At 66.3% G+C, this 11960-nt stretch carries 9 protein-coding genes and 3 pseudogenes; 9 read left to right on the top strand and 3 right to left on the bottom strand.

Features of this window, described 5'->3' with window-relative positions:
- A pseudogene (locus CH256_RS26635) lies at positions 1-283 on the bottom strand (phosphoserine phosphatase); the annotation flags it as partial.
- Positions 284-315: 32 nt separating this feature from the next.
- Between CH256_RS26635 and serB the strand changes: the two are divergent.
- The 3 genes and pseudogenes from serB to yczE all read left to right on the top strand — a co-directional run.
- A pseudogene (gene serB / locus CH256_RS26640) lies at positions 316-1236 on the top strand (phosphoserine phosphatase SerB); the annotation flags it as partial.
- Entirely contained in the window at positions 1233-2039 is an 807-nt protein-coding gene (locus CH256_RS26645) for a peptidyl-tRNA hydrolase (RefSeq protein ID WP_179272242.1), read from the top strand. The pseudogene serB and the gene CH256_RS26645, both read left to right, overlap by 4 nt.
- A 65-nt stretch (positions 2040-2104) precedes the next feature.
- Positions 2105-2707: pseudogene (gene yczE / locus CH256_RS29085) on the top strand (membrane protein YczE); the annotation flags it as partial.
- Here yczE and glgX read toward each other — a convergent pair.
- Positions 2698-4863, bottom strand: a complete 2166-nt coding sequence (glgX, locus tag CH256_RS26655) for a glycogen debranching protein GlgX (protein WP_179272243.1) — start codon at positions 4861-4863, stop codon at positions 2698-2700. The pseudogene yczE and the gene glgX overlap by 10 nt on opposite strands.
- A gap of 31 nt (positions 4864-4894) precedes the next feature.
- Between glgX and CH256_RS26660 the strand changes: the two genes are divergently transcribed.
- The 5 genes from CH256_RS26660 to CH256_RS26680 are packed head-to-tail and all read left to right on the top strand — an operon-like array spanning position 4895 to position 9736.
- Positions 4895-5737 carry an ABC transporter ATP-binding protein gene (locus CH256_RS26660; RefSeq protein ID WP_094671433.1) on the top strand — a complete coding sequence of 281 codons (843 nt, stop codon included), beginning with the start codon at positions 4895-4897 and terminating at the stop codon, positions 5735-5737.
- 48 nt (positions 5738-5785) lie between these two features.
- Positions 5786-6601 (top strand): NUDIX hydrolase, encoded by an 816-nt coding sequence (locus CH256_RS26665; protein ID WP_094642273.1) that lies wholly within the window; start codon positions 5786-5788, stop codon positions 6599-6601.
- A 26-nt stretch (positions 6602-6627) separates the two neighbouring features.
- Positions 6628-7407 (top strand): enoyl-CoA hydratase/isomerase family protein, encoded by a 780-nt coding sequence (locus tag CH256_RS26670; RefSeq protein WP_068045804.1) that lies wholly within the window; start codon positions 6628-6630, stop codon positions 7405-7407.
- A gap of 57 nt (positions 7408-7464) precedes the next feature.
- Positions 7465-8523, top strand: a complete 1059-nt coding sequence (locus CH256_RS26675; RefSeq protein WP_094671408.1) for a class I SAM-dependent methyltransferase — start codon at positions 7465-7467, stop codon at positions 8521-8523.
- 40 nt (positions 8524-8563) lie between these two features.
- Positions 8564-9736 (top strand): THUMP-like domain-containing protein, encoded by a 1173-nt coding sequence (locus tag CH256_RS26680; RefSeq protein WP_094671410.1) that lies wholly within the window; start codon positions 8564-8566, stop codon positions 9734-9736.
- On the opposite strand, the gene CH256_RS26685 is transcribed toward CH256_RS26680, so the two are convergent.
- A complete protein-coding gene (locus tag CH256_RS26685; protein WP_094671435.1) occupies positions 9724-11046 on the bottom strand; it encodes an outer membrane protein assembly factor BamB family protein in 1323 nt (440 codons plus the stop codon). The genes CH256_RS26680 and CH256_RS26685 overlap by 13 nt on opposite strands.
- A 150-nt stretch (positions 11047-11196) precedes the next feature.
- Between CH256_RS26685 and CH256_RS26690 the strand changes: the two genes are divergently transcribed.
- Entirely contained in the window at positions 11197-11958 is a 762-nt protein-coding gene (locus CH256_RS26690) for an acyltransferase (protein WP_094671412.1), read from the top strand.
- The last annotated feature ends 2 nt before the right edge of the window (positions 11959-11960 follow it).

Consider the following 11960-nt stretch of genomic DNA (forward strand, 5'->3'; position numbering starts at 1 on the left):
CGGTGACGGGATAGTCGGCAATTCCGCGTATGGAATCGATGTTCGCGCCCTGGCGGGCGAGTTCACGGGAGATGGTGCTGAAAGCACGCGCTGTCACGGGTCGTCCGAGAACGACGACGACGTGGGTGGCCAGGCTCTGACCACCGCCCCGCGCGGTGTCGATCTCGACATCGACGTGAACGCCGACCGTCGCCATCGCGTCCTCAAGCTCCTCCTGGAGCGCCTCGGGATCGCGCGGGCAGGACAGGAGAACGCCCAGTGTCAATCTGCCGCGGATGACCACCTGCTCGACGTCGAGCAGACTGACGTTGTGCCGTGACAGCGCGTGCTTTCAGCACCATCTCCCGTGAACTCGCCCGCCAGGGCGCGAACATCGATTCCATACGCGGAATTGCCGACTATCCCGTCACCGGCCTCGAACTGCAGGTGACCGCGACCGACACGTCGCCGGATGCCGACCTGCAGCTGCGCACGGGGCTCGCGGCCATCGCAGCCGGAATCGGCGTCGACATCGCCGTGCAGCGCGGCGGAATCGCACGGCGATCCAAGCGACTGATCGTGTTCGACGTCGACTCCACGCTCGTCCAGGGTGAGGTCATCGAAATGTTGGCTGCCCGCGCGGGACGCGAGGACGAGGTACGTGCGGTCACCGAAGCTGCCATGCGCGGTGAGATCGACTTCGCGGAGTCGCTCGAACAGCGGGTCGCCGTGTTGGCGGGACTCGACGAATCCGTCATCGACGAAGTGGGCGAAAGTCTGGAACTGACCGCGGGGGCCAGAACCACCATCCGCACCCTCCGGCGTCTCGGCTTCGCCTGCGGCGTCGTGTCCGGGGGATTCCGACAGGTCATCGAGGGCCTCGCTCACGAACTCGAACTCGATTACGTCAAGGCGAACACTCTCGAGATCGTCGACGGCAAGCTCACCGGACGGGTCATCGGGGAAGTGGTCGATCGTGCTGCGAAAGCGACCGCACTCCGTGAATTCGCGGCGCAGTCGGGAGTGCCGATGGAGCAGACCGTCGCCGTGGGCGACGGAGCGAACGACATCGACATGCTCACCGCAGCAGGCCTCGGGGTTGCCTTCAACGCCAAGCCTGCGTTGCGAGAGATCGCCGACACCGCCATCTCCCATCCGTACCTCGACGCGGTCCTGTTCATCCTCGGCGTCACCCGCAACGAGATCGAAGCCGCGGACGCAGTGGACGGGGGAGTCCGCCGCGTCCCGATCCCGTGACCGGCGATCCCGTGACCGGCGATCCCACGACCGGCGACACATCGGATGATGTGGTGGCCGAGACTGCAGTCGAGGAATTCTCACCGGAGAACACGTTCGTCTCGCGCCACGCCGAGCTCGCTCGTGGGTACGGCGGAGCGGAGGATCCGGCAGATCCGGCACAGGTTCTGGCGATGCCGTTGGTGCTGCACATCCCCAAGATCGATCCGCCCCTGCGCAGCGAGTTGCTCGAGGCGGCTGCACGAGCAACCGTTGCGTTGTGCCTGGACCCACGAGTGGGCGTGGACGCGTCCTGGAACGAGGCCTTCACCGAGTGGACGTCGGCCCGCATCCGGAAGGTTGCCCGACGTGCACGCGGTGCGCAGTGGCGTGCGGCGCAGGACGTTCCTGGTGTCACGGTCGACGTCGGGGGAGCGTCGGCACGTGCGTTCGTGCCCGGTCGGGTCGGAGATCTGGATCCTCGGATCAAGCGGCTGCAGATCGGCGGAACCGACGTGTCGGCCGCCGAAGAACCTTCGGTCTCGGCCGGACCGGTGCTGTGGGTCGACGCCTCCCTGTCGATGACGGTGGGCAAGGCAGCCGCTCAGGTGGGACACGCGTCCATGCTGCTGGCGGGTGCGATGAGCACAGCGCAATGCCGCGAGTGGGCTGCGTCGGGCTTCGAATGTTCGGTCCGATCCGCGAACCCGGAACAATGGACGCGTGCACTAGGCGAGGTTCGTGCCGGTCGCGCCGTCGCGGTGCGGGATGCAGGCTTCACCGAAGTGGCACCCGGTTCGACAACCGTCATCGCTGTTCCGTAGCTCTGGGGTCCACTGTCGTACAAGTGGCTATGCCGAACATATCCAGTAGCCCCGAGACTGGAAGCATGTTCACCTCACCCCGTCGTCTACTAGCCGGTCGCCGACTCCCTGCTCGGTTGGCTGCCCTCTACGTGGGGCTGTGGCTGTACGGGGCGTCGATGTCGTTCATGATCGCCGGTGGACTGGGCGTCAACCCGTGGGACGTCTTTCATCAGGGGCTCGAAAGCCACCTGTCGCTCAGCTTCGGAACCATCACCGCGATCACCGGCGCGGCCGTACTGCTGATGTGGATCCCGCTACGGCAACGTCCTGGCCTGGGCACCGTGAGCAACGTGGTGGTGATCGCAGTTGCGGTGGACACGACGTCGGCGATGTTGCCGGACCTGGACGGGCTCCCGGTGAGGACCCTGGCCATGGTGTCGGGCATCGTGGTCAACGCGTTCGCCACCGCGCTGTACATCGGTGCCGGGATGGGTCCGGGGCCGCGAGACGGACTGATGACCGGTCTGGTGGCCAGGACCGGATGGTCGATTCGCCTCACCCGCACCGGAATCGAGTGCACGGTGGTGCTCACCGGTTGGTTGCTCGGCGGGACGCTCGGCGTCGGGACGGTTCTCTATGCGCTCGGAGTCGGTCCGCTCGTGCAATTGTTCATGACTCACCTGCCTGCGCTGCGCAGCACGAGGACCGTCGATCCGGTCACCGATATCGTCGAACCCGGTTCCAGCGCAGTGGTATCGGAGGGCACACCGTCCACACTCGAGGAATCGAGAACCGGAACGAACCGGGACGACGACCAACTCGGGCACGCCAGAACGATATCGGCTGGCCCTCCGGAATGGAGAACGAGGAGCGAGCTGGCATCGTCGACCTGCCCGCCGTCGGAGGCGAAGGAGCGGACGTCGGAACCGTCCACCCAGGCCTGAATGGTGCGCACCGAATCGTCGTTCCATCGGTCCGTGTCGAATTCGACTCCGGCGGAATCGAACCACACCAGATCGGGTCGGCCGGTCGGTGTCGCGCGGCCGGTGAAGAACTCCTGCTGACGCAGTGTCGGAGCGCTCGCTCGGACACGAAGGAGTCGACCCACGAAGCGAATCATGTTCTGATCGGCACTGTCCCAGTCGATGGCCCAGGCATCGGCCGCCGGTGCATTCTCGGCGATGCAATACGCGTTGTTGTTGCCTCCCTGACTGTGTCCCAGTTCGTCGCCGGCAAGGAGCATCGGTGTTCCGGTCGAGAGCGTCAGGGTTGCCAGAAGTGCCCGGACATGGCGTCCCCTGGCCTCGGCGACGGATGGATCCTCGCTCGGACCCTCCACTCCGTGGTTGACCGACGAGTTGTTGTCGGTACCGTCCCTGTTCTCTTCGCCGTTGGCCTCGTTGTGCTTTCGGTCGTACGACACCAGATCTCGGGCGGTGAACCCGTCGTGCGCGGTGACGAAGTTGATCGACGCCCATGGCAAGCGTCCACTGCTCGCGAAGAGGTCCTCCGAACCGGCTAGGCGCGAGGCCAATTCGCGGACGCCGTGCTGGCCCGCCCAGAAGCGTCGGACCGTGTCACGGTAGCGATCGTTCCATTCCGACCAGGCCACTCCGAAGTTGCCGACCTGATAGCCGGCACCGGTGGCATCCCACGGCTCGGCGATCAATTTGACCCGAGCCAGGACGGGATCGGTGGTGATGGCGGTCAACAACGGTGCGCGAGAATCGAATCGCCAACCGCCGGGTCGGCCGAGAGTGCTGGCGAGGTCGAATCGGAACCCGTCCACGCCCATGTCCTCGACCCAGTACCGAAGGCTGTCGCACACCATCCGCACGACCGCGGGCGACGCGGAATCGAGAGTGTTGCCACAGCCGGTCAGATCGACGTCCGATCCGCGTCCGTCCAGCAGGTAGTAGCCGGGCGCATCGAGCCCACGCCAGCTGATGGAGGGGCCGTCGATCGCGGATTCGCACGTGTGGTTGTAGACGACGTCGAGGATCACCTCGATTCCGGCTGCGTGCAGCGCGTCGACCATGGTGCGAAATTCGTCCACCTCGTCACCGGGAACGGCGGCGAAGCGCGGATCCGGTGCGAAGTACGCACCCGTCGAGTACCCCCAGTGGTTTCGCATCCCCCTGGCACGGACGCCGGGTTCGGTGAATGTGGTGTGTACGGGCAGCAATTCGACCGACGTGATGCCGATGCGCGCGAGATGTTCGAGGACGGCCGGCTCGGCCAGGCCGAGGTACGTACCGCGAAGATGCTCGGGGACAGCAGGATTGCGGGCCGTAAACGATCCCACGTGCAGCTCGTACAGGACGGTTCTGTCCCACGGAACCTCGGGGCGAGCGGGACGGCCGACGCGATCGGGGGCTGCGCGGACGACGCCGAGCGGGAGGTGGCCGAGCGAGTCGCGAGAACTGGGCGCACCGAACGGGTCGTCCTCGTAGGCGAGCAACGCCGACGGGTCTCCGAATGCTCCGATCACCTGGCGTGCCGCGGGATCGAGCAGAATCTTCGCACCGTTGAACCGGCGCCCGGAGTGCGGATCCCATCTTCCGTGGGCACGGAAGCCGTATCGATCACCGGGCCGCACTCCCGGGACGAAGGCGTGTCGAACTCCGAATGTCCGGGTGTTCAGTTCCACCCGTCGTTCGCCGCCGTCCGGATCGATCAGGCATACCTCGACTCCATCGGCCTCGGGTGCGTGGACTGCAAATTGCGTGCCAGTCGGAAACGGGGTGGCACCCAGTGGGAACGGTGATCCGGGCGGGTTCGAGACGGACTCGCCGCTGGTGGTCCGGTGGGAGCTACGAGGCAGATCGTCATTGGGCGACACGCGTGCACATCCTGCCGTGAATGCGCGGTCGATGTGCGGGAAGATAGGCGTCGTGTCTGAACCGGATCCCGACCTGCTCGTAGATTTCACCGACGTAGTCGTCCGCCGCGGCGGTGCGACCCTGGTGGGACCCGTCACCTGGAGGGTGGAACTTGACGAACGGTGGGTCGTCCTCGGCCCGAACGGTGCCGGAAAGACGTCCCTGCTGCGTATCGCAGCGGCCGAAATCCATCCCACGTCCGGCGTCGCCCACGTTCTCGGCGAGGTCATGGGCAAGGCCGACGTCTCCGAACTCCGACCGCGGATCGGTCTGTCGTCCTCCTCGCTGGCGCAGCGCATTCCGGCCGACGAACTCGTATCCGATCTGGTGGTGTCCGCCGGCTACTCGGTGTTGGGGCGCTGGCGTGAGAAATACGACGCGGTCGACACCGAGCGTGCAGTGGAAATGCTCGAGAGCCTCGGTGCCGAGCATCTCGCCACCCGCACCTACGGCACGCTGTCGGAAGGCGAACGAAAGCGCGTTCTCATCGCCCGCGCTCTGATGACCGATCCCGAACTGCTGTTGCTGGACGAGCCTGCGGCAGGTCTCGACCTCGGTGGACGCGAGGAACTGGTGGCGCGGCTGACCGACCTCGCTGCAGATCCCGACGCCCCCGCGACCGTCCTGATCACCCATCACGTGGAAGAGATTCCGCCGGGATTCAGTCATGCGTTGCTGCTCAAGGAAGGCGGGGTGGTGGCGCAGGGACTGGTCGACGACGTCATCACCGCAGAGAATCTGACCGAGGCGTTCAGTCAGTCGATCGCACTCGATCGCGTCGACGGTCGCTTCTTCGCGCGGCGGACCCGCGCTGCCGGGGCGCACCGCCGATAGAGCGGACCGATCGACTCCGCTGCACAGTGCAGCGGTACGTTCCCTTTCATGAGCTCGAACAGTGCTGCCGATCACGTACAGGCCCGGGACGCCTCGACGGTCATCTTGATTCGTGACGGCCTGTCACGACCCGACATCGAGGTGTTCCTGCTCGAACGTGTCGGTGGCATGGCCTTCGCGGGTGGCATGACGGTGTTTCCCGGTGGCGGCGTCGACCCCTCGGACGCGGCAGCGGACGTCCGCTGGGCAGGACCGCCGCCGTCGTGGTGGGCCGAGCGCTTCGGAACCGACGAGGGCAAGGCGCAGGCCCTTGTGTGTGCCGCGGCGCGCGAGACGTTCGAGGAGTGCGGTGTGCTGCTGGCCGGCTCGACACCGGATTCGATCGTTGCCGACACCGCTCCGTTCGCGCTGGAGCGGGGTCGGCTCGAGCGCCGTGAGGTGTCGTTCGCCGAATTCCTCACCGCCCACGACCTCGTTCTGCGATCGGATCTGCTCCGGCCGTGGTCGCACTGGATCACCCCGGTGGGCGAAGCTCGACGGTACGACACCCGGTTTTTCGTCGCAGTGCTGCCGGAGGGACAGAATGCGGACGGCGAGACCAGCGAGGCGGCGTCGGTGAGTTGGCGGTCCACCGGTGACGCACTGGCGGACTGGCGGTCGGGGAACACCATCCTCCTTCCGCCCACCTGGAGCCAACTCGACGCACTGTCTCGGTTCGACACCGTCGCACAGGTCGTCGACCACGACCGCGAGATCGCCCCGGTTCTACCGATCCTCACCCGCGACGAGGGGACGGTCCGGGTGCTCTTCGACGGCGACGACGCGTACTACGCCGGAACGCGCCATCCCTGGTCGGATCGCTAGTCCTCGGCCCGGTAGCCTTTCGGCCCATGGCTGAGTTCGTGAATCTCGAAGTGTCCGACGGCATCGGCACCATCCGCCTCGACCGTCCGCCGATGAATGCGCTCGATCGGCAGATGCAGGACGAGATCCGAGCGGCGGCACGCGAGGCCACGGTGAATGCCGACGTCAAGGCCGTCGTCGTCTACGGCGGCGAGAAGGTCTTCGCCGCCGGTGCCGACATCAAGGAGATGGTGGCGCTGTCCGCGTCGGAGATGGCCGCGATCGCCGGAGATCTGCAGTCGGCCCTCGGCTCGCTCAGTACCATTCCCAAGCCCGTGGTCGCGGCCGTGACCGGGTACGCACTCGGTGGTGGGCTGGAGGTTGCACTGGGTGCGGACCGTCGGATCGCCGGCGACAACGCCAAGTTCGGTGTCCCCGAGGTGCTGCTCGGTGTCATCCCCGGCGGCGGCGGAACGCAGCGGCTGGCTCGGCTGATCGGCCCGAGCCGTGCGAAGGACATGGTCTTCACCGGCCGCTTCGTCGGTGCCGAGGAAGCGTTGCGTATCGGATTGGTGGACGAGGTGGTGGCACCGGACGAGGTGTACAACGCAGCGCGCGCCTGGGCCATGCAGTTCACCACGGGTGCATCGCGAGCGCTCGCAGCGGCGAAGGCGTCGATCGATCAGGGGCTCGACGTCGATCTCACCACCGGTCTTCGGATCGAGGCTCAGCAGTTCGCGGCGCTGTTCGCCACCGAGGATCGCACGATCGGCATGACGTCCTTCGTGGCCGACGGCCCTGGTAAAGCAACCTTCACCGGACGGTGAAGCAACGGTCCCGCAGAGCAGAGTTGTTCCACAGCTACCGGATAGTAGGCTCGCCTGATGACTGCAAGCCCCCACGACGGTGTCAATCGATCGATCTCGAACGCGGTGCCTTCGGCGTCGTCCGAGACCGATGACCGCCAGGTCGATCCAGCCCCGAACCCGCACGCCACTGCCGAGCAGGTCGAGGCCGCACGGTCGGACACCAAACTGGCTCAGGTGCTCTATCACGACTGGGAAGCCGAAACCTACGACGACAAGTGGTCGATCTCCTACGACGAGCGATGCATCGACTACGCGCGCGGCAGATTCGATCAGGCGGTGTCCGGTGACGCGTCGGCGCACTCCGCACTGCCGTACGGCCGCGCCCTCGAGCTGGGCTGCGGTACCGGGTTCTTCCTGCTCAACCTGATGCAGGCCGGCATCGCAGACAAGGGCTCGGTCACCGACCTCTCGCCCGGCATGGTCAAGGTCGCTCTTCGCAACGCCGAGCACCTCGGCCTGGACGTCGACGGCCGGGTCGCCGATGCGGAGACGATTCCGTACGACGACAACACGTTCGATCTCGTCGTCGGGCACGCCGTCCTCCATCACATCCCGGACGTCGAACAGTCCCTGCGAGAGGTGCTGCGGGTACTCAAGCCGGGCGGTCGCTTCGTTTTCGCGGGCGAACCCACCACGGTCGGCAACTTCTACGCGCGGTGGCTCGGACGCATCACGTGGGAGGCGACCACCCGCGCGACCAAACTTCCGTTCCTGGCGAGCTGGCGCAAGCCGCAGGAAGAGCTCGACGAATCCTCGCGAGCGGCGGCACTGGAGGCCGTCGTCGACCTGCACACGTTCGATCCCACCGATCTCGAGCACATCGCGCTGTCGGCCGGTGCCGAGTCCGTGCAGGCGAACACCGAGGAGTTCGCCGCCGCTCTGCTCGGTTGGCCGGTACGGACCTTCGAGGCCGCAGTACCCGAGGGCAAGCTGGGATGGAACTGGGCGAAATTCGCCTTCGGCGGTTGGAAGACACTGAGCTGGGTGGACGAGAACGTGCTGCAGCACGTGGTCCCGCGCGGACTGTTCTACAACGTGATGATCACCGGCATCAAGCCCGCCCCTCGCGCTTGATCGGCTCGGACCGCCGCAGGCTCTGCACTCGAGTCCGCTAGTGGGCTACGAATTCACCGGCACCGACCTCGACTTCCTTTCGAGCGAGGCCGGTGCCGGAGCTCTTGCTGCGGTCGACGATCTCGAGCTCAGCGCTCGAACGTCGGTGCGCGACACGGCCTCGGTGCGCGCTCGCCTCCCGGACCACGCGAGTGCACTGATCGAAACCGTCACGGTCCGGCGCAAGGCCCGAGTGAAGTTGGTCGACTCCGATCGGTGGCTGGTGACCGACGAGGCGGTCCAGCAGGCCACACCGACGCTCGTCGCGCGGAGGCGGGCCGCTCGACTCGCGGGCCGACGGGTGCACGATGTCACGTGTTCGATCGGCAGTGAACTGTCCGTCCTCGTCGCTACGGCGGAGTTGGCGGTGGGCAGCGACCTCGACCCGATTCGGCTTCGGATGGCCGCACACAACGTCCCTGAGGCCACTCTGCTGCGCGCCGACGCACTGACCCCGACGACGCGTGAGACCGTCGTCGTTGCCGATCCGGGCCGCCGAGCAGGTGGGCGGCGACGCCACGACCCGGCGGCTCTGCAGCCGCCGCTCCCGGATCTGTTCGACGCCTATCGAGGCCGAGACCTGGTCGTCAAGTGTGCGCCCGGCCTGGATTTCGACGCGCTCGACTGGGCCGGCGAGATCGAGGTGGTCTCGCTCGACGGGGGAGTGAGAGAAGCGTGCCTGTGGTCGAAGGGGTTGAGCGAGCGCGGTGTTCGGCGCCGGGCAGCGGTTCTTCGATCCGACGGCAGTGTTCTGGAATTCACCGATGCCGAGTCGGACGACATTCCGGTTCGGCCCCCCGGCCGCTATCTGGTCGATCCCGACGGGGCGGTGGTCAGAGCCGGCTTGGTTCGGCACTACGGAGCCAGATTCGGTCTGTGGCAACTCGATCCGAGAATCGCGTATCTGACCGGCGACACCGTTCCGGCCGGGGTTCGCGGCTTCCGAATTCTCGAGCAGTCCAAGTTCTCGGAGAAAGTGCTTCGGCAACAACTGAATCGGATGGATTGTGGCTCGGTGGAGATTCTCGTCCGCGGGGTCGACGTGGATCCGGCGATACTGCGGCCCAGGCTCAAACTGCGCGGCTCCGTGGCGTTGTCGGTGGTGATCGCCCGAGTCGAACGGTCCGCGGTGGCGTTCGTCTGCGCTCCGGGCGCTGTCGCTCAGCCCGTGTAGGTGAAGATCTCGCCGAGGTGGCTCGCGGTGACGACCTGGCCGTCCGGGCCGATGGACGTGCCGACGGTGGTGCCGACGACGTCGGGAACCGGTTGCACGTCCACCGTTTCTCCGGTGGCCGCATCGAACGTGAGCAGGGCCAGCCCGTCGTCCTCGCGTACGACGGTATGGCCGCGTCCGTCTGCGGATTGGGCTGCGCTGCCTGCCTGTTCGATGTCGTCGCGGACCCACACTCGCTCGGCCGAATCTCCGTTGTCGCGCACGCCCATGAGGGTGCCGTCTCCGCCCGACGGCACGATCGTGCCGTCGAAAGCGATCGAGGGACTGGCACCGATGCCGAGCCCGGTGCCCTCGGTCCACTTCTGTCGCCCGTCGGCGGTGTCGAACGCGGTCAACCTGCCGTCGACGTCGGCCAGGTAGACCGTCGACCCGTCCTCGGACAGCACCGGACTCGACGCGACTCCGGCGGGCAGCAGGTCCGAGGACCAGCGTTCGACGAGTCCGGGAGAGCCGTCCCGGTCGTACTGCACCGAAACGAGTTGTGGTGCAATCGAACCCGGACGCCACAGTGTCAGGTACATCGTTCCGGTCGCACTGTCCACCGCGGGTGCTGCGGGTACGGGGCATTCGGATCCACCCGAGCTGCACTGGGCGAGTCCGGTGTCCATCGGCTGAAAATCGGAGTTCGGCTCGGTCAGGAAATCCGGCGTCGGAACCAGATCCAGAATGGGCACTCGAAGTTGCCCGTTCTGCGAATCGAGAACGCTGACCTGGCCCATCTGGGTGATCGAGAGCAGGCTGCCGTCCCCGAGGAACTGGGCGGACTTGGGCACTCCGTACACCGGTGTGCGCCAACGCAGTTGTCCGTGGTCGTTGTACGAGTTCATGCCGCCGTCGTCGCCGATGTAGACGTTGATGGCCGAATCGACGGTCGGCGTGGCAGTGACGACGGACGGCCCGACTCGATTGCACCAGCGCTTGCGGGCGGAGTCGATCTCGAACGAGAAGAGGTTGCAGCCGGATTCGGTGGCGGCAGTGACGAACATCTGGCCCGTCGATCCTATGGACACCGGAGAGGTCACCGTGCCGCCCGTGGGGCGCGTCCAGTCCAGGGACAGCGGTGTCGACACCGACACGTCCGTCGAGCCGCTGTTGTGCGAGTTCGCATGCGCTGCGGGCCACGAATCGGGGGAGAGCGGTTCGATGGCCGAGGTGTCGGCGCTGCAACCGCTCACGGTCACCACGACTATCGCCGCAGCGACCGCAGTGACCTTTCTGCCGGTCCTGCCCTTGGCCGTGACGCCGCGCATCGATCGCTCCCCGTATCTTGATTTCCGTGCCCGACGTGGTGCCGGTGCGTCCGTGTTCGTCTCGTCGACGAGCAACAGTCGACAGGCAACCCTAGCCCGCGCAAGGGTGCCGGCAGAGAGCGGGCGAACGAGAAACTAGGGTGAACGTCCATGACGAGTATGTGGAACGCGCCGCTGCGGACACGCTGGCGCGGGTCGAGACGACGCGACACCGAGCAGGCGCGGTTCCTCACGCGCGCGTCCCTCGACTGGGTGCTCGCCAACAAGGCGTACACGCCGTGGTACCTCGTGCGGTACTACCGCCTCGCGAAGTTCAAACTCGCCAATCCGCACGTGATCCTGAGGGGCATGGTGTTTCTCGGCAAGAACGTGGAGATACATTCGACCCCGGAACTCTCTCGTCTCGAGATCGGGCGCTGGGTCCACATCGGCGACGGTAATGCCATTCGCTGCCACGAGGGCTCGCTGCGGATCGGCGACAAGGTGGTGTTCGGTAAGGACAACGTCGTCAACACCTACATCGACATCGAGATCGGCGCATCGACGCTGGTGGCCGACTGGTGCTACATCTGCGATTTCGATCATCGGATGGACGACGTGAACATGCCCATCAAGGATCAGGGAATCGTCAAGGGCCCGGTGCGGATCGGGCCGGACACGTGGATCGCCGCCAAGGTGACGATCCTGCGCGAGACCAGGATCGGGCGGGGCTGCGTGCTCGGAGCCCACGCCGTCGTCAAGGGTGAGATCCCGGATTACAGCATCGCGGTCGGGGCCCCGGCCAAGGTCGTCCGCAATCGCAAGGACGCGTGGGAGGCCGGTGCCGCCGACCGCGCGAAATACATTGCTGCGCTGGAGGATATCGCCCGCAAGAAGGCGCTCGGACAGGCCGAGGCGGCGCGGGAGATCTGACT

The organism is Rhodococcus sp. 05-2254-6 (genome assembly GCF_002258565.1).
Lineage (GTDB): Bacteria > Actinomycetota > Actinomycetes > Mycobacteriales > Mycobacteriaceae > Rhodococcoides.